The organism is Delftia sp. ZNC0008 (assembly GCF_000799035.1).
In the GTDB taxonomy this organism is placed as follows: Bacteria; Pseudomonadota; Gammaproteobacteria; order Burkholderiales; family Burkholderiaceae_C; genus Comamonas; species Comamonas tsuruhatensis.
The window spans coordinates 25,566-42,463 of sequence record NZ_JTKZ01000295.1; the positions used below are offsets into that span (position 1 = coordinate 25,566).

Here is a 16,898-nt window from a genome sequence, read left to right on the forward strand (position 1 = left end):
GGCGGTTGTTTGGGCGAAGGAGGGGAGCGCTTCATGCAAGGAATGTGAGTGCGTGCTAGAATCTCCGGCTTCCGTGGAAATTCGTTCGCGGAACTCTCAAATTCAAGAGGTTTAAATGTACGCAGTCATAAAAACCGGCGGCAAGCAGTATCGCGTTGCAGCTGGCGAAAAGATCAAGGTAGAACAGATTGCTGCGGACGTAGGCCAAGAAGTTGTGATCGATCAGGTTCTGGCAGTCGGCAACGGCGCTGAAATCAAGGTCGGCACACCTCTGGTGTCCGGTGCGTCTGTCAAGGCAACCGTGGTTGCTCACGGCAAGCACGACAAAGTGCACATCTTCAAGATGCGCCGTCGTAAGCATTATCAGAAGCGCCAAGGCCATCGCCAGCAGTTCACCGAGCTGCAGATCGTGGCGATCGCTGCTTAATCCAGGAGCTGAGTCATGGCACAGAAAAAAGGCGGCGGCTCTACGCGAAACGGGCGCGATTCCAAGCCCAAAATGCTCGGCGTGAAGGCTTTTGGTGGTGAGTTGATCACCGCCGGCTCGATCATCGTGCGCCAACGTGGCACCAAGTTCCACCCCGGCGACAACGTCGGCGTGGGCAAGGACCACACCCTGTACGCTCTGGTGGACGGCCACGTGTCGTTTGCTGTCAAGGGTGCACTGTCCAAGCACACGGTCAACGTGACGGCTGCCTAAGCTCTGTCACTTCGACGCTCGAAGCCCCGACCTGTCGGGGCTTTGTCGTTTCAGGAGGGCGGTGCATCGTGCGCTCGTCCCCTTTTCCGTCTCTGAGGTGTGGCCTGGGGCTGTCTGGTGCACACTGCTTTTTGTAAACTGGATGCCTCATGAAGTTCGTCGACGAAGCTTATATCGACATTGCTGCCGGTGATGGCGGCAATGGCTGCGTGTCATTCCGGCACGAAAAATACAAGGAATTCGGTGGTCCCGATGGAGGAGATGGCGGCCGTGGAGGCCATGTCTACGCGGTGGCCGACGTCAATCTCAACACCCTGGTGGACTACCGCTTCTCGCGTCGCCACGATGCCACGCGCGGCGAGCACGGCAAGGGCTCGGACATGTTCGGTGCCGCAGGCAACGACATCACGCTGCGCATGCCGGTTGGCACCATCATCAGCGATGCCGAAACCGGGGAGGTGCTCTACGAACTGTTGACGCCCGGCGAGGTGGTGACCATTGCCAAGGGCGGGGATGGCGGCTACGGCAACCTGCGCTTCAAGAGCGCCATCAACCGCGCGCCACGGCAAAAGACGCCTGGCTGGCCCGGTGAGCGCAAGAACCTCAAGCTGGAGCTCAAGGTTCTGGCCGACGTGGGTCTGCTGGGCATGCCCAATGCGGGCAAATCCACCTTCATCGCCGCAGTCTCCAATGCGCGTCCCAAGATTGCCGACTATCCGTTCACCACGCTGCATCCCAATCTGGGCGTGGTTCGTGTTGCCGCCGAGCAAAGCTTTGTGGTGGCCGATATCCCCGGGCTGATCGAAGGCGCGTCGGAAGGTGCCGGCCTGGGCCACCAGTTCCTGCGTCACCTGCAGCGCACCCGATTGCTGCTGCATGTGGTGGACCTGGCGCCGTTCGATGACAGCGTGGATCCCGTGGCCCAGGCCAAGGCCATCGTGGGCGAGTTGCAGAAGTACGATGCCGAGCTGTACAACAAGCCGCGCTGGCTGGTGCTCAACAAGCTGGACATGGTGCCGGCCGAGGAGCGCGCCGCACGCGTCAAGGACTTCGTCAAGCGCTTCAAGTGGAAGGGTCCGGTGTTCGAGATTTCCGCCCTGACGCGCGAAGGCTGCGAAGTGCTGATCCGCACCATCTACAAGCATGTGCATGAACAGCAGCAGATCGAGGCCGGTCCCAAGGAAATCGATCCACGCTTCGTCGAAGTCGAGGGTGATGGCGTGGATCTCACCGACCCGCGTTTTGCTCCCCGCGATTCCGAGTAAGAGCGGCCTGTCCCACCCATTGCCTTGATCACAACAGCGGCGGGGTCTGCCTCGGCCTGCGCTGCAAGAATCACTATCCATCCATGTCTTCCAACTTGTTGCGTGATGCCCATCGCATCGTGGTCAAGGTCGGCTCCAGCCTGGTGACCAATGAAGGTCGCGGTCTTGATGAGGCCGCGATCCAGGAATGGAGCCGCCAACTGGCGGCCCTGGTGCGCGGGGATGAAAGCCATGGAGGCCGGCGGCGCGAGGTAATCATGGTCTCCAGCGGCGCGGTGGCCGAAGGCATGAAGCGTCTGGGCTGGATTGCACGGCCCAAGGAGATTCATGAACTGCAGGCCGCTGCGGCCGTGGGGCAGATGGGCCTGATACAGATGTACGAGTCCAAGTTGCGCGAACAGGGCATGGGCAGTGCGCAGGTGCTGCTCACGCATGCCGACCTCGCGGACCGCGAGCGCTATCTCAACGCGCGCAACACCTTGCTGACGCTGCTGGAGCTGGGCATCGTGCCGGTGATCAACGAGAACGACACCGTGGTCAACGACGAGATCAAGTTCGGTGACAACGATACCTTGGGCGCTTTGGTTGCCAATCTGATCGAGGCCGATGCCCTGGTCATCCTGACCGATCAGCGAGGCCTTTACAGCGCCGACCCGCGCAGCAATCCCGATGCGCGTTTCATCGATGTGGCCAATGCCGGCGACCCGGCGCTGGAGGAGATGGCCGGAGGCGCGGGCTCGTCCATTGGCAAGGGCGGGATGATCACCAAGATCCTCGCGGCCAAGCGCGCGGCGGGCTCGGGTGCTTCAACCGTCATCGCCTGGGGGCGTGAGCAGGACGTGCTGGTGCGTCTGGCGGCAGGCGAGTCCATCGGCACGCTGCTCCTGGCGCAGACGCACAAGAACCAGGCGCGCAAGCAGTGGATTGCAGACCATCTGCAACTGCGCGGCTCCGTGTCCGTGGATGCCGGCGCCGTGGCCAAGCTGCGCGACGAAGGCAAGAGCCTGCTGCCCATCGGCATGGTGAATGTGGATGGCGAGTTCGCCCGTGGCGATGTGATCGCGGTGCGCGATGCCCTGGGTATCGAGGTGGCGCGTGGGCTGGCCAACTATGCAAGTGCCGAGGCGCGGCTGCTGTGTCGCAAAAGCTCGGTGGAGATCGAGCGCCTGCTGGGCTATTCCGCAGGCCCGGAGATGGTGCACCGCGACAACATGGTGATTGCGGGGCACTGAGGCGCCAGACCCTCAAGGCCAAGAAAAAGCGCACCCTCGGGTGCGCTTTTGCGTATGGCTCTGGCCCGATTTCAGGCCTTGCCTGGATCGGGTTGCAGGGCTTGCTGCCCCGACTGTGGATCAGGATCGAAACAGGCGCCAGGCGGCAACTCCATGCCGGGATTGACGCGAAAGCTGCCTGAGCGTGCTGGATGCAAACCCGGCGCAGTGTATGTCTCAGGACCCTGCTCATGGGCTTCCCTGGGGCGCATGCCACTGCGCAGATAACGGTTGCGTTGCTGTTCGCCGCGCGGCAGGAACCGGGCCAGCTCGGTCAGGGCCATCTCATAGACGCCGCGCTTGAACTCCACCACTACGTCCAATGGCACCCAGTAGTCATTCCAGCGCCAGGCGTCGAATTCGGGGTGGTCGGTGGCACGCAGGTTCAAATCCCAGTCGTGACCCATGAGCTGCAGCAAATACCAGATCTGCTTCTGGCCTTTGTAGTGTCCGCGCGCATCGCGGCGGATGTACCGGTCTGGCACCTCGTAGCGCAACCAGTCCCGGGTGCGGGCGACCACGCGAACGTGGTTGGGCATCAACCCCACTTCCTCGTGCAGTTCCCGGAACATGGCCTGTTCGGGTGTCTCCCCCCGGTCAATGCCGCCCTGTGGAAACTGCCAGCTGTGGGTGCGGATGCGCTTGCCCCAGAACACCTGGTTCTTTTGGTTGAGCAGGATGATGCCGACGTTCGGGCGAAATCCGTCCCGGTCAAGCATAATCGAACCCCAATTTTCTGAATTGTGTCCATTATGCACGGTGCCTTGCCAGCGGCAAGCACGCTGCCCCGATTCCCGCGAAGTCCCTGATCCATGAAAGCCTCCCAATTTTTCATCTCCACCCTCAAGGAAGCGCCGGCCGATGCCGAAGTGGTCAGCCACAAGCTCATGACGCGGGCCGGCCTGATCAAGAAGCTGGGCGCAGGCATCTATAACTACATGCCCATGGGGCTGCGCGTGATCCGCAAGGTCGAGGCCATCGTGCGCGAGGAAATGAACCGTGCCGGTGCCGTGGAAGTGACCATGCCCGTGGTCCAGCCTGCCGAGATGTGGGAGGAGACCGGCCGCTTCGAGAAGATGGGCCCCGAGCTGCTGCGCATCAAGGACCGCCATGGCCGTGACTTCGTGATCCAGCCCACCAGCGAAGAGGTGGTGACGGACATTGCGCGCCAGGAGCTCAAGAGCTACAAGCAGCTGCCCAAGAATTTCTACCAGATCCAGACCAAGTTCCGCGATGAGCGCCGCCCGCGCTTTGGCCTGATGCGCGGCCGCGAGTTCATCATGAAGGACGCCTATTCCTTCGACAAGGACCGCGATACCGCCCAGATCAGCTACCAGACCATGCGCGCGGCCTATAAGCGCATCTTCGATCGCTTCGGCCTGCAGTACCGTGCCGTGCGTGCCGACAGCGGCGCCATCGGCGGTGATCTGAGCGAGGAATTCCAGGTGATCGCCTCCACGGGCGAAGACGCCATCGTCTACTGCCCCAGCAGCGACTACGCCGCCAATATCGAGAAGGCCGAGGCCCTGGCGCCTGCAGGCCCCCGTCCCGCTGCAGCCCAGGCCATGGCCCGTGTGGCAACGCCGGGCAACAGCACCTGCGAATCCGTGGCCGCCCAGCTGGGCCTGCCGCTGTCGCAGACGGTGAAGTCCCTGGTGCTGGCCACCGACAAGCTCGACGACAAGGGCGAGGTGGCAGGCAGCCAGATCTGGCTGCTGCTGCTGCGCGGTGATCATGAAATGAACGAGATCAAGGTGGCCAAGGTGCCGGGCCTGGACGTGGGCTTCCGCTTTGCCACTGTGGCCGAAATCGAGGAGCACTTCGGCTGCCAGCCCGGCTACCTGGGGCCCATCGGCCTGAAGCAGCCCGTGAAGCTGGTCGTGGACCGCGAGGTGGCCGTGATGGCCGACTGGGTTTGCGGTGCGAACGAGGCCGACTTCCACATCACCGGCGTGAACTTCGGCCGTGACCTGCCCGAGCCCGATGTCGTGGCTGACCTGCGCAATGTGGTGGCCGGCGACAAGTCGCCCGATGGCGCAGGCGAGCTGGCCATTGAGCGCGGCATTGAAGTCGGCCATGTGTTCTACCTGGGCACCAAGTACTCCCAGGCCATGAACGCCACCTTCCTGGCCGAGAACGGCAAGCCCTCGCTGTTTGAAATGGGCTGCTACGGCATTGGCGTGACACGCCTGCCGGCTGCCGCCATCGAGCAGAACCATGATGAGCGCGGCATCATCTGGCCCGACGCGATTGCACCCTTCACCGTGGTGGTCTGTCCCATCGGCATGGACCGCAGCGAGCCCGTGAAGGAAGCCGCCGAGAAGCTGCATGCCGAGTTGCTGGCACTGGGCGTGGACGTGATCCTGGACGACCGCGGCGAACGCCCGGGCGCCATGTTTGCCGACTGGGAACTGATTGGCGTGCCGCACCGCGTGGTGCTGTCCGACCGGGGCCTCAAGGAAGGCCAGGTCGAGTACCAGCATCGCCGCGACACGGAAGCGACCAAGATGGCCGCTGCCGATGTGCTGGGCCATCTCAAGCAGAGGCTGGGTCTGTGAGCCAGGCCCCCGTGATAGCGCGCCGCGATTGCCTGCGCCTGGCGGCTTCGCTGGGTGCTGCGCCCTTGCTGGGCGCGGTGGCCGCGCCCGCCTGGGCCGGTGGCCAGCTGGAGGAGCCGCTGGCCGATTCGGTGCGCACTGCGCTGAGTTCCGCCGTCACGGGATCGGCGCCGCCCGAGCTGCGCTTTGCCTCCACCGAGGCCCGGCTGGACTACCTTCGCTGGCTCACGGCCAGCAGCGAGCGCCTGCGTTCGCGCAAGCCGGAGCTGGCGACGAGGCTGGAGTTCCTGCAAACCGTCTGGTACGAGTCCAAGCGTGCCGGCCTGGAAGTCTCTCTGGTGATGGGGCTGGTGCAGGTGGAGAGCGCGTTCCGCAAGTTCGCCATCTCCAGCGTGGGTGCACGCGGCTACATGCAGATCATGCCGTTCTGGATGCGGCTGATCGGCGATGGAGACATCGGCAAGCTGTTTCACATGCAGACCAATCTGCGCTTTGGCTGCGTGATCCTGCGCCACTATCTGGACCGCGAAAAAGGCGATGCCTACATGGCGCTGGGCCGCTACAACGGCAGCCGGGGACAGCCCCAGTACCCGAATGCGGTGTTCGCTGCGCAGCGCCGCTGGGAGATCGAGCCCTCGCGCTCGGCCTGAGGGGCCGCAGGCTGGCGCCTGGCGGCAGTCCTGCAGGCCTGCCTTGCTGCGTTTTCAGGACGACGTGTCCGGCGACATGCTGGACACCTTGGCCACGGCGGCGGCCGTGTCGCCTGCGTTGGGCGGGGCGGCCGGGCTGCTGCCCGACATGCGTGTGACCAGCACCTGGTCGATGCGGTAGCTGTCCACGTCCATGACCTCGAAGCGGTAGCCGCCCCATTGCACGGTGTCCGTGCGCCTGGGAATGCGCCGAAGCATGACCATGAGGAAGCCCCCCAGGGTTTCGTAGTCCTCGGAATGCGGCAACTCGTCGAGCTCCAGGGCCTGCATCACATCCTCGACCGGCGTGACGCCATCGATCAGCCAGGAGTTCTCGTCGCGGCGCAGGATCTGTTCCTCGTCGCCCGGGCTGACCAAGCCGCCCATCACCGTGCTCATCACGTCATTGAGCGTGACCACGCCGACCACCAGGCTGTATTCGTTGACGATGACGGCAAAGTCCTCATGCACCTGGCGGAACTGCTCCAGCACCTCGGCCAGCGTCAGGCGGTCCGGCACGACCAGCACCTTGTGGACCAGGGAGTCGTCCATGAGCGACAGGGGCTGGTTGTTCAGCGCGCGCTGGAACAGGTCCTTGGCATCGACATAGCCGACGATGTGGTCGATGTCGCCGTCGCAGACGGGGTAAGTGGAAAAAGGCTCCTCGGCAATGCGGACCCGGATCAGTTCATCGGGGTCGTCGCGGTGGAAGTAGGCGATGCGGTCGCGCTGCGTCATGGCCGAGCCGATGGTGCGCGAGTCAAGTTCGAACAGGTTGGCGATCACCTGCTGCTCCTTCGCGGCCAGCACGCCTGCGCGTGCGCCGGCTTCGGTCATGGCCAGGATGTCTTCGTGCGTGATGCGGTCATCGCGCACCGTGGGCAGGCCGAACAGCTTGGCAACGGCGTCGGCCAGGTGGTTGAAGCACCAGACCAGGGGCTTGAGCACGGCCATGCACCAGAGCATGGGGCGCAGCACGCGGATGGCCAGGGCCTCGGGCTCGGCCATGCTCAGGCGCTTGGGCAGCAGGTCGGCGAACAGAATGAACAGGGAGGTGACGCTGGCGAACGAGAGCAGGAAGCCCACGGTCTGCGCACGGCTGTCAGGCAGCCAGAGCATCAGCAGCTCGGCCAGATAGGGGGTCAATGCCCCTTCGCCCACCACGCCGCCCAGGATGGCGACGGCATTCAGCCCAATCTGCGTGACCGTGAAGTACTCGCCCGGCTGGGCCTGCATCTTCATGACCTGTTCGGCGCGTGGCTCCCCGTCCTCCGCCATCTGCCGAAGCCGCAGGCGCCGCGAGGCGGCCAGCGAGATCTCGGCCACGGAGAAGAAGGCACTGGTCAGTATCAGTGCGACGATCAACAGCAGACTTTGGGACAGACTCATAGGCAAGGCGGAGAAGCGGGCGCAGGCGCGGTTTTCCGGATGTGAAAGATGTGTCCATTCGACCACACATCACATGCCCCTGGCCTTGTGGCATGCCCGGGCAGTGCGCTGGCAGTCCGGCACGGGCGAAAAAAAGCCACCCAAGGGTGGCTTGATTCTGCGCAGCAGCGGGCGCAGGCGGGTGCTGCGCGCGAGTCGCAAGCCTGCGAACTCTCAGGCCTTGGGTGCCAGCAGCTGCTGCAACTCGCCGGATTCGTACATCTCCATCATGATGTCCGAGCCGCCGATGAACTCGCCCTGCACGTAGAGCTGGGGGATCGTGGGCCAGTTGCTGTAGTCCTTGATGCCCTGGCGGATTTCCTGGTCCTCCAGCACGTTGACGGTGGAGATGTCCTTGGTCTCCACGCCGCAGGCCTTGAGAATCTGGATGGCGCGGCCCGAGAAACCGCACATGGGAAAGCTGGCGCTGCCCTTCATGAACAGCAGGATGTTGTTGCTTTTGACCAGTTGGTCGATGCGTTGCTGGGTGTCGCTCATCTGTGTGGTGCTCCGGGGTCGTGGTGGGCGCCGCAGGCGCGGCGGCATGGATGGGATTATTTCACTCTCGGCGCGGACTTTGAAAGCATGCGGGATTGCTACGCCCAGGCCAGAGCTCAGGTCAGAGCTCTGGCCTGCCCTTGCCATTGCCCGCCCGTGCAGCGGGCAATGCCGCCCAGGTCGTGGCGATGCTGCACGTCGCCAAAGCCGGCATTGCGCAGCAGGGCGGCCACGGCATCGGCCTGGTCCCAGCCATGCTCGAGCAGCAGCCAGCCGCCGCTGGCCAGCAGCGCAGGCGCCTGCGCGACGATGGCGTGGATGTCGGACAGGCCATCGGCGCCGCTGGCCAGAGCCGACAGCGGCTCATGCTCCAACGCCAGCAAGTGCGGATCGCCGTCGCGGATATAGGGCGGATTGCTGACGATGAGGTTGAACGGCGCCTGGCCTGCCAGCGGCTCCAGCCAGCTGCCATGCGCAAACCGCACGCCCAGCTGCAGGTGCGTGGCATTGGCGCTGGCCACGGCCAGCGCGTCGGCACTGGCATCCACGGCCCACACGGTGGCGCCGGGGCGCTGGCTCTGCAGGGCCAGGGCAATCGCTCCGCTGCCGGTGCCCAGATCCGCCACACGGCATGCGGGGCCGCTCGGGGCCTGGGCGGGTATCAGCTCCAGCGCCCAGTCCACCAGGGTTTCGGTATCGGGGCGAGGGTCGAGCACGCGTGCGTCCACGGCCAGATCCAGCCCGTAGAACTCCTTGTGGCCCACCAGGTAGGCGACGGGCTCCCCGCGCAGTCGGCGTGTGCACAGCGCGGCATAGACGCCGGCCTGGGGCGCGGTCAGCGCGTCCCCGTCGTGGGTGAGCAGCCAGGCGCGGCCGCCGGCCTGGCGTCCGAGCACATGCAGCAGCAGCATTTGCGCATCGATGCGAGCAAGCCCCTGGGCCTGGGAGTGCTGCAGAGCCTCTTTGATGGTGGGTAGGTTGACCATGGCCCGCGCCTCAGCTGTTGACCTGCAGCTCGGCCAGCAGTTCGGCCTCGCGTGCGGCCTGCAGCGCGTCGAGCACGTCGCCCAGGTCGCCTTCCATCACGGCCAGCAGCTTGTAGATGGTGAGGTTGATGCGGTGGTCGGTGAGCCGGCCCTGGGGGAAGTTGTAGGTGCGGATGCGGTCGCTGCGGTCGCCGCTGCCGATCAGGCCCTTGCGCAGCGCGGCCTCCTTGGCCTCGCGCTCGCTGCGCTCCTTTTCCTGCAGGCGCGCCTGCAGCACCTGCAGGGCCTTGGCCTTGTTGCTGTGCTGGCTGCGGCCGTCCTGGCACTCGGCGACGATGCCCGTGGGCAGGTGGACCACGCGCACGGCCGAGTCGGTCTTGTTGATGTGCTGGCCTCCGGCGCCGCTGGCACGGAAGGTGTCGATGCGCAGGTCGGCCGGGTTGAGCGTGATGGCCTGGGTTTCGTCGGGCTCGGGCATGACGGCCACGGTGCAGGCACTGGTGTGGATGCGGCCCTGGGTCTCGGTGGCAGGCACGCGCTGCACGCGGTGGCCGCCGGATTCGAAGCGCAGGCGGCCATAGACGTCGGTGCCTTCCACGCGCAGCACCACTTCCTTGTAGCCGCCCAGCTCGCTTTCGTTGGCGCTCATGATCTCGACCTTCCAGCCCACGGCGTCGCAGTGGCGCGTGTACATGCGTGCCAGATCGCCTGCGAACAGGGCAGATTCATCGCCACCCGTGCCCGCGCGGATTTCCAGGTAGGCGTTGCGCGCGTCATCGGGGTCCTTGGGCAGGAGCAGGCGCTGCAGTTCATCTTCCAGCTGCACCAGCTCGATCTCTGCGCCGGAGATTTCCTCGCGCGCCATTTCCTCCATGTCGGGATCGTCCAGCATGTCCCTGGCAGAGGCCAGATCGGCCTCGCGCTGGCGGTAGCGTGCATAGCGGCCGGCAATGGCCGTCACATCGGCATGCTCGCGCGAGATGGCACGGTACTGCTTCATGTCGCCCATGATGTCTTCGCGCGAGAGCAGGAAGTCGAGTTCTTCAAGGCGCTGGGCGTAGCGCTCCAGTTGTTGGCGCAGAAAGTCTTGCATGGTGTGAGGCGATGGTGCGAAGGGCTGCGCGGGGCAGCGCTGCGGCGGGGGAACGAGGTGGCCGGAAGTGGGCCGAGGCGCCAGAGACCCGCGGGCGCGCGGCTCTCTGAAGGGGGCGAGCGCCGCTAGAGCGCCTTGTCGGGAGTCGTGCCGCGCGGACCGCCTGGCGCGGAGCGCAGGAACAGGCGCGAGACCGTGTCCATGGTCTGGGTGCGCTGGTCGGCGTCACCCTTGTGCAGCTCGGCCAGGGTGCCGTGCAGCATTTTCTGCGTGAGGCCGCGCGACAGGGCCTCCAGCACGGTGTCGATGTCTTCGCCCTTGGCCAGCAGCTTCTTGGCGCGCGCAATCTCCAGCGCACGCCATTCATCGGTCTGGGTGTTGAGCTGGCGGATCAGCGGCACCACACCGGCCTGCGGGCGGCGCTGGTCCAGCCAGTGCATGAAGCTTTGCACGCCGTGGTCGATGATGACTTCTGCCTGCTCGACCGCTGCCTGGCGCTGGGCCTGGCCCGTGCGCACCACGGTGGCCAGATCGTCCACGGTGTAGAGGTAGACGTCGCGCAGGTCCTTGACCTCGGATTCGATATCGCGCGGCACGGCCAGATCGACCATGAACATGGGGCGGTGCTTGCGCTTCTTGAGCGCGCTTTCCACGGCGCCCAGGCCGATGATGGGCAGGCTGGAGGCCGTGCAACTGATCACGGCATCGTATTCATGCAGATGCTCGGGCAAGTCGGCCAGCCGCATGGTGCCGGCGCCAAACTGGGCGGCCAGCTTTTCGCCGCGCTCCAGCGTGCGGTTGGCGATCATGATCTGCTTGGGGTGGCGGGCCGCGAAATGGGTGGAGACCAGCTCGATCATCTCGCCCGCGCCCACGAACAGCACGCGGATCTGGGACAGGTCTTCGAACAGCTGGCCGGCCAGCCGCACGGCGGCAGCGGCCATGCTGATGCTGTGGGCGCCGATCTCGGTGGAGCTGCGCACTTCCTTGGCCACCGCGAAGCTGCGCTGGAACAGCTGGTTCAGCGTGCTGCCCAGGGCGCCTGCGTTCTCTGCGGCGCGCACGGCATTCTTCATCTGGCCCAGGATCTGGGCCTCGCCCAGCACCATGGAATCGAGCCCGCTGGCCACGCGGAAGGCATGGCGCGCCACATGGCCGTCTTCCAGCAGATAGGAGTGCGAGCGCAGTAATTCGGACGAGATGCCGCCGCTGTTGGCCAGCCAGTGCAGCGTGTGGTCCATGGCCGGCATTTCGGCCGCGCAGTAGATCTCGGTACGGTTGCAGGTGGAGAGAATGGCGGTCTCTACCGCACTGTGCTGGCGGCCGGGGCCGGTCAGCGATTCGCGCAGGCCCTGCAGCGTGGGCACGATCTGGTCGAGCGCGAACGCGAAACGTCCCCGCATATCGAGCGGAGCCGTGTGGTGGTTGATGCCGAGTGCCCAGACTGCCATAACCCGGGATTATAAAATTTCGCGCAGTTTCAGGCATCCCTGATCACAACACCCTGGAATCGGAGCCCGCAGATGGGATGGATTGCGAGTACGAATCATTGGCTGAACTTCCTGGCGCCTGCACTTTTCCTGTCGCCGGCCCTGATGTTGTGCGCGCTTTTGATCTATGGGAAATCGCAGCAATCCATGGCCTGGTGGTCACAGGTTGCTATCAATTTCATTGTTGGTGCACTGGTGCTGCTGGCGGGGCTGTGGTGGTTCGGGCGCGATGCAAAGATGGCCACCTATGCTGCGCTGGTCGTGGTGATGGCGCTTTGCCAGTGGGTGTTTTCACGCGGCTGGCGCTGATGGCTGACAGCAAAGATTGATGCAGATCAACGGAAGAGGGCGTTTCTCCTGGCGATCAGGGGCCTGAGACTGCGGCTGGAGGCACGGCGCCCGGCGCGGCCTGCTCCAGCAGCCATTCGCGGAACTGCGCAAAGGCTTCGGAAGGTGCCCGCGTGGCGGGACGGCACAGAAAGTAGCCGCGTTCGATGTGGACGGGCGCAGGCAAGGCAAGGGCCACGCGGCCGGCGGCCAGGTCTTCCTCGACCAGGCAGCGCTGCACCAGGGCCACGCCCATGCCGGCGGCCACGGCCTGTACCAGCAGGGCCACCAGCTCGAAATCGGCTGCCGGTGCGGGGCAGGGTCCGGGCAGGTTCAGATGGGACATCCAGCGGGCCCAGTTGCCCGGATAGTTGGTGTGGAACAGCAGCGGGCGTGCTAGCACGTCCCGGGGGCTGCGGATGGGCCGCGGGCCCTGCAGTTCTCTCGGATGGCAGATGGGCACCAGATCGCGGCCCACCACATAGTCGGCCACCACGTGGGCGGGCCAGGGCTCGCTGCCCACGCGCAGCCAGCCGTCTATCTCGGCGGCCGACAGCGGATCGTCGCGCCGATAGGGCGCGAACGACAGGGCGATGCCCGGATGCAGGGCGTTGAAGTGTGGCAGGCGCGGAATCAGCCAATGGCTGAACAGCGTGGGCACCACCGACAGCCGCAGTTGCGGGCCGAAGTGGCGCCTGCGTGCGGCCGCGGATGCCGATTCGATGGCGTGTACGGCGGGCTCCACGGCCTGCAGGTATTCGCGGCCGGCTTCGGTCAGCACGCTGCCCCGGCCCTGACGCTCGAACAGCGCAAAGCCCAGGTGCTCTTCCAGCCGGGCGATGGCGCGGCTGATGCCGCCCTGGGTGACATACAGCTCCCGGGCCGCCAGCGAATAGCTGCCCAGGCGCGCGGCCGCCGCGAAGGCGTGCAGCTCGGAAAGCGAGGGGGAGTGCATGCGCATGACGGGCGCAATTATGACGGTTGGTCATGGTTGCTTGCCGTCTTGTCTCTTTTCGCGGATGCGGCGGCTGTCCAGAATCGGCGCCTGTTCCGCAGAGCCCGTGCTTTGCCGCCACCCCCAACCAAGATAGGAAACATCCCATGGCAATGCGCCGCACCCTGTTGTCCAGCCTGGCCGCCTGCGCCGCCACCGCTCTTCTGGCTCCCGCCGCTTGGGCCCAGGGCCCGGCGGCCGACTATCCCAGCCGTCCGATCCGCCTGGTCGTGCCGTTCGGAGCCGGTGGCTCCACCGACATGGTGGCGCGCCTGCTGGCCGAGAAGATGAGCGTGATCCTCGGCAAGCCCGTGGTGGTGGACAACCGCGGCGGAGCCGGCGGCTCCATCGGCGCTTCCGAAATCGCGCGTGCCGCGCCGGACGGCTACACCATCGGCATGGCCACGGTGAGCACGCACGGCTCCAACCCGGCGATCTTCCGCAAGCTGCCCTATGACCCGATCAAGGACTTCGCGCCCATCACCAATGTGATGTCGGTGCCCAGCGTATTCGTGGTCAACGCCAGCGTGCCCGCCAAGACCATGAAGGAGTTCATCGCCCTGGCCAAGGCCAACCCGGGCAAGTACAGCTTTGCCTCGCCGGGCACGGGTTCGCTGGGCCACGCCAATATCGAGAACTTCATGAACCTGGCGGGCATCGACCTGCTGCACATCCCCTACAAGGGCGCGGGCCAGGCCATCACCGACGCGCTGGGCGGCCAGGTCAACGCCATGACGGACAACCTGCCCTCCACGCTGCCCCACATCAAGGACGGCAAGCTGCGCCCGCTGGCCGTGCTGGCCTTCAAGCGCGCCGACGTGCTGCCCGACGTGCCTACGTACACCGAGCTGGGCTTTGCGCAGATGGGCGATGGCGGCTGGTTCGGCCTGGTTGCGCCGGCCGGCACGCCGCGCCCCATCATCGACAAGCTCAATGCCGCCGCGCACAAGGCCATGGCCATGCCTGACTACCTGGAAAAGCAAAAATCCATCTCGGGCGAATCCATGGGCAACACGCCCGAGGAATTCGCCAAGCAGATCAAGGCCGCCATCGAGCGCTACACGGCCGTGGCCAAGCGCGCCAACATCAAGCTCGACTGATGGACCGCATGGCACAGTCGGATTTCCTGCGCCCCCGGCCGGACACCCCGGTCGTGGTGCATCCCGCAATGGGCGAGGCGCTGCCCATCGTCTGCGACTCGCCGCACAGCGGCACCTCCTATCCCGAGGATTTCGGCCACGCCGTGCCCATGTCCCTGCTGCGCCGTGGCGAGGACACGCATGTGGCCGCGCTCTGGGACCAGTGGCCCGCGCATGGCGCGACGCTGATCGAGGCCACCTTTCCGCGCACCTACATCGACCCCAACCGCAGCGAGGCCGACCTGGACCCGGCCCAGATCGACGGCCAGTGGCCCGTGCCCCTGGCGCCCAGCGTCAAGACGCGCCAGGGCCTGGGCCTGATCTGGCAGCGCATCAGCCGCGACGGCGTGGCAACGCCGCTGTATGACCGTCCGCGCACGGTGGCCGAGGTGGAGCACCGCATCGCGCGCTACTGGCGCCCCTACCATGCGGCGCTGGCGCAGGCCATCGATGGCAGCGTGCAGCGCTTTGGCGGCGTCTGGCACCTGAACCTGCACTCCATGCCCAACGATGTCTACAAGCGCCTGGGCCGTACCGACGCGCCGCCGCTGGCCGACTTCGTGCTGGGCGACCGCGACGGCACGACCTGCGCGCCCGAGTTCATCCAGCTGGTGGGCGAGACGCTGGCGGGCTTTGGCTATAGCGTGGCCTACAACGAGCCCTACAAGGGCGTGGAGCTGATCGGGCGCATAGGCCAGCCGCACCTGGGCCGGCACAGCCTGCAGATCGAGATCCGCCGCCCGGTCTACATGGACGAGGACACGCGCGAGCCCAATGCGGGATTCGAGCCGCTGCGCGGCCATCTGCGTGAGCTGATGGCCGTGGTCGCGGCGCATGTGCGATCGGAAATGGCAAGGCGCGGCTAGGCCGGGCTGGCCGGATCACCGGGCATGGTCGGCGAGCCCGGCGTACCTGTCACCACGGGTGCCGCCACCGAAGTGGTGGCCGGTGGTGACAGGTACAGGCCTGCGCCCTTGAGCGAGGCCAGGATGCTGAACAGCACATCGCTGCGCACGCCACCCGCATTGCGCGGATTGCCGACGTAGCCGATGGCCAGAAAGGTCAGCGTGCCGTTGGCGATGCCTTCGAGCTGCACCAAAGGCTCGGGCGTGTCCAGGATGCCTTCATGCGCGCGAAAGGCTTCCAGGATCAGGGTGCGCATGCGCTCGGCATCCGTGTCCAGCGGTGCGGGAAGGCGCAGCAGCACCCGCCCGGGCGCGCCGGCCAGCGTCATGTTGCGCACGGTCTTGGTGATGAATTCCGAGTTGGGCACGATGACGGTGGAGCGGTCGCCAAGCTGGATCTCGGTCGCGCGCACGTTGACGCGGCGCACGTCGCCCTCGGTATCGCCCAGCACCACCCAGTCGCCCACTTTCACGGGCCGCTCGGCCAGCAGGATCAGGCCCGAGATGAAGTTCTGCACGATGGCCTGCAGGCCAAAGCCAATGCCCACCGACAGCGCGCTGGCCACCCAGGCGATGCGCTCCACGCTGATGCCCAGCCCCGCCAGCGCCACGGCCACCACGAAGATGCCGCCCACATAGCCCAGCAGCGTGGTGATGGAGCTGCGCATGCCAGGCTCCAGCGAGGTGTTGGGGAAGTAGCGGTCCGTCAGCCAGCGCTTGATCACGCGGATCACGATCAGGCCCGTGACGATCACCGCAAACGCGGTGAACAGGGCCTGGGGCGCCATGGTGAAGTCGCCCACCTTGAGGCTGTGATTGACCGTGCTGCCACGGCGGAACACCTCGTCGGGCCCCGTGCCCAGCGGGGCCAGCAGGGCGATCACCATGTAGAACAGCAGGGCCACGCGCAACAGTCCCGAGACCAGGACCGAGGCCTGGTCCAGCAGCCGCCCCTCGATGCCCAGGCCCTGGTTCAGCCGGGTGCCGAAACTGCCCTTGGACGACAGAAGGGCCTCGCACAGATCGTCGCCCAGCTGGAACAGCAGGTAGGTGGTGGCAAAGACCACGCCAGTCCACACCATCTGGCGTGCCAGCGTGCCGGCCAGCGCCACATAGCCGGTCACGGCCAGTGCAATGGTGGCAATGCTGGCCACCGCCGCGCAGGCCACGAGCAGTCCCACCCACAAGGGCCGGGGCGGCGCGGGCTCCGCCTGGGCGCCGTATTCCTGCGCCACTGGCGCCGGCGCGCGCAGATGCCGCAGGGCCAGCATGACCACGGCCGAAATCAGCAGGGCCGACAGGGCGTGCACCGTGACCTCGGCGGCCAGGCTGGCGCCGATGATGGCGTTGACCTCGGTCACCAGGCCGTTGATCGCGGCACCTGCCGCAATCCACCAGGGGTAGGGGCTGAGCCGCTCGGCCAGCTCGTCCGACACGCCGGGCAGGCGCCATGAGCTGCGCTTGCGCGACAGCAGGGTCTGGCCCAGCGACACCACGAAGGCGCCGAACAGCGTGACCTGCACGCTGGCCTTGGCCAGCGCGTCCAGCGACGCGG

17 protein-coding genes are annotated in these 16,898 nt (G+C 65.9%); 9 read left to right on the forward strand and 8 right to left on the reverse strand.

The features are described from left to right. The first annotated feature begins 115 nt into the window (after window positions 1–115). From rplU to proB, 4 genes are all read left to right on the forward strand, one after another. Window positions 116–427: a 50S ribosomal protein L21 gene (rplU, locus tag L995_RS10065; protein WP_012207284.1), complete on the forward strand. Its 312-nt coding sequence runs from the start codon at window positions 116–118 to the stop codon at window positions 425–427. Between the two features lie 15 nt (window positions 428–442). Further along, on the forward strand, window positions 443–700 hold the full coding sequence (gene rpmA / locus L995_RS10070; RefSeq protein WP_012207283.1) for a 50S ribosomal protein L27: 258 nt from the start codon (window positions 443–445) through the stop codon (window positions 698–700). 149 nt (window positions 701–849) lie between these two features. Beyond that, on the forward strand, window positions 850–1,965 hold the full coding sequence (gene cgtA / locus L995_RS10075) for an Obg family GTPase CgtA (protein WP_016451026.1): 1,116 nt from the start codon (window positions 850–852) through the stop codon (window positions 1,963–1,965). Between the two features lie 83 nt (window positions 1,966–2,048). After that, entirely contained in the window at window positions 2,049–3,197 is a 1,149-nt protein-coding gene (gene proB / locus L995_RS10080) for a glutamate 5-kinase (RefSeq protein ID WP_016445651.1), read from the forward strand. 71 nt (window positions 3,198–3,268) lie between these two features. Here the strand turns inward: proB and L995_RS10085 are convergent, their stop codons facing one another. Further along, entirely contained in the window at window positions 3,269–3,955 is a 687-nt protein-coding gene (locus L995_RS10085; protein WP_016445652.1) for an RNA pyrophosphohydrolase, read from the reverse strand. Window positions 3,956–4,048: 93 nt separating this feature from the next. Between L995_RS10085 and L995_RS10090 the strand changes: the two genes are divergently transcribed. Then, window positions 4,049–5,794 (forward strand): proline--tRNA ligase, encoded by a 1,746-nt coding sequence (locus L995_RS10090; RefSeq protein WP_047471337.1) that lies wholly within the window; start codon window positions 4,049–4,051, stop codon window positions 5,792–5,794. Further along, window positions 5,791–6,444 (forward strand): lytic transglycosylase domain-containing protein, encoded by a 654-nt coding sequence (locus L995_RS10095; RefSeq protein ID WP_016451028.1) that lies wholly within the window; start codon window positions 5,791–5,793, stop codon window positions 6,442–6,444. The genes L995_RS10090 and L995_RS10095 overlap by 4 nt, the downstream gene beginning before the upstream one ends. Before the next feature lie 54 nt (window positions 6,445–6,498). Here the strand turns inward: L995_RS10095 and L995_RS10100 are convergent, their stop codons facing one another. The 5 genes from L995_RS10100 to hemA form a co-directional block, all read right to left on the reverse strand. Next, the gene (locus L995_RS10100) at window positions 6,499–7,872 is read right to left on the reverse strand and encodes a hemolysin family protein (protein WP_047471338.1); all 1,374 of its coding nucleotides are present in this window, start codon (window positions 7,870–7,872) and stop codon (window positions 6,499–6,501) included. Between the two features lie 213 nt (window positions 7,873–8,085). After that, entirely contained in the window at window positions 8,086–8,409 is a 324-nt protein-coding gene (gene grxD / locus L995_RS10105) for a Grx4 family monothiol glutaredoxin (RefSeq protein ID WP_012207276.1), read from the reverse strand. 116 nt (window positions 8,410–8,525) lie between these two features. Then, complete coding sequence (prmC, locus tag L995_RS10110; protein ID WP_047471340.1) at window positions 8,526–9,395, reverse strand: peptide chain release factor N(5)-glutamine methyltransferase; 870 nt, start codon at window positions 9,393–9,395, stop codon at window positions 8,526–8,528. Between the two features lie 10 nt (window positions 9,396–9,405). Then, complete coding sequence (gene prfA, locus L995_RS10115) at window positions 9,406–10,488, reverse strand: peptide chain release factor 1 (protein WP_016445657.1); 1,083 nt, start codon at window positions 10,486–10,488, stop codon at window positions 9,406–9,408. Window positions 10,489–10,613: 125 nt separating this feature from the next. Further along, the gene (gene hemA / locus L995_RS10120) at window positions 10,614–11,939 is read right to left on the reverse strand and encodes a glutamyl-tRNA reductase (RefSeq protein WP_017405531.1); all 1,326 of its coding nucleotides are present in this window, start codon (window positions 11,937–11,939) and stop codon (window positions 10,614–10,616) included. A gap of 72 nt (window positions 11,940–12,011) precedes the next feature. On the opposite strand from hemA, the gene L995_RS10125 reads away from it, so the two are divergent. Then, entirely contained in the window at window positions 12,012–12,287 is a 276-nt protein-coding gene (locus L995_RS10125) for a hypothetical protein (protein WP_016445659.1), read from the forward strand. A gap of 55 nt (window positions 12,288–12,342) precedes the next feature. On the opposite strand, the gene L995_RS10130 is transcribed toward L995_RS10125, so the two are convergent. Further along, window positions 12,343–13,266 (reverse strand): LysR substrate-binding domain-containing protein, encoded by a 924-nt coding sequence (locus L995_RS10130; protein WP_047471343.1) that lies wholly within the window; start codon window positions 13,264–13,266, stop codon window positions 12,343–12,345. Between the two features lie 140 nt (window positions 13,267–13,406). On the opposite strand from L995_RS10130, the gene L995_RS10135 reads away from it, so the two are divergent. Both L995_RS10135 and L995_RS10140 read left to right on the forward strand, forming a co-directional pair. Next, a complete protein-coding gene (locus L995_RS10135; RefSeq protein ID WP_047471346.1) occupies window positions 13,407–14,399 on the forward strand; it encodes a tripartite tricarboxylate transporter substrate binding protein BugE in 993 nt (330 codons plus the stop codon). Then, entirely contained in the window at window positions 14,399–15,304 is a 906-nt protein-coding gene (locus tag L995_RS10140) for an N-formylglutamate amidohydrolase (protein WP_016445662.1), read from the forward strand. Before L995_RS10135 ends, L995_RS10140 begins: the two co-directional genes overlap by 1 nt. Here the strand turns inward: L995_RS10140 and L995_RS10145 are convergent. After that, the coding region (locus L995_RS10145) for a mechanosensitive ion channel family protein (RefSeq protein WP_047471348.1) at window positions 15,301–16,898 on the reverse strand (1,598 nt) is incomplete at its 5' end. The two genes, L995_RS10140 and L995_RS10145, sit on opposite strands and share 4 nt — an antisense overlap.

Excerpts from the sequence above, each read along its gene's own strand:
- rplU (WP_012207284.1), top strand. The coding sequence starts at position 116 with ATGTACGCAGTCATAAAAACCGGCGGCAAGCAGTATCGCGTTGCAGCT.
- rpmA (WP_012207283.1), top strand. The coding sequence starts at position 443 with ATGGCACAGAAAAAAGGCGGCGGCTCTACGCGAAACGGGCGCGATTCC.
- cgtA (WP_016451026.1), top strand. The coding sequence starts at position 850 with ATGAAGTTCGTCGACGAAGCTTATATCGACATTGCTGCCGGTGATGGC.
- proB (WP_016445651.1), top strand. The coding sequence starts at position 2,049 with ATGTCTTCCAACTTGTTGCGTGATGCCCATCGCATCGTGGTCAAGGTC.
- L995_RS10085 (WP_016445652.1), bottom strand. The coding sequence starts at position 3,955 with ATGCTTGACCGGGACGGATTTCGCCCGAACGTCGGCATCATCCTGCTC.
- L995_RS10090 (WP_047471337.1), top strand. The coding sequence starts at position 4,049 with ATGAAAGCCTCCCAATTTTTCATCTCCACCCTCAAGGAAGCGCCGGCC.
- L995_RS10100 (WP_047471338.1), bottom strand. The coding sequence starts at position 7,872 with ATGAGTCTGTCCCAAAGTCTGCTGTTGATCGTCGCACTGATACTGACC.
- grxD (WP_012207276.1), bottom strand. The coding sequence starts at position 8,409 with ATGAGCGACACCCAGCAACGCATCGACCAACTGGTCAAAAGCAACAAC.
- prmC (WP_047471340.1), bottom strand. The coding sequence starts at position 9,395 with ATGGTCAACCTACCCACCATCAAAGAGGCTCTGCAGCACTCCCAGGCC.
- prfA (WP_016445657.1), bottom strand. The coding sequence starts at position 10,488 with ATGCAAGACTTTCTGCGCCAACAACTGGAGCGCTACGCCCAGCGCCTT.
- hemA (WP_017405531.1), bottom strand. The coding sequence starts at position 11,939 with ATGGCAGTCTGGGCACTCGGCATCAACCACCACACGGCTCCGCTCGAT.
- L995_RS10125 (WP_016445659.1), top strand. The coding sequence starts at position 12,012 with ATGGGATGGATTGCGAGTACGAATCATTGGCTGAACTTCCTGGCGCCT.
- L995_RS10130 (WP_047471343.1), bottom strand. The coding sequence starts at position 13,266 with ATGCGCATGCACTCCCCCTCGCTTTCCGAGCTGCACGCCTTCGCGGCG.
- L995_RS10135 (WP_047471346.1), top strand. The coding sequence starts at position 13,407 with ATGGCAATGCGCCGCACCCTGTTGTCCAGCCTGGCCGCCTGCGCCGCC.
- L995_RS10140 (WP_016445662.1), top strand. The coding sequence starts at position 14,399 with ATGGACCGCATGGCACAGTCGGATTTCCTGCGCCCCCGGCCGGACACC.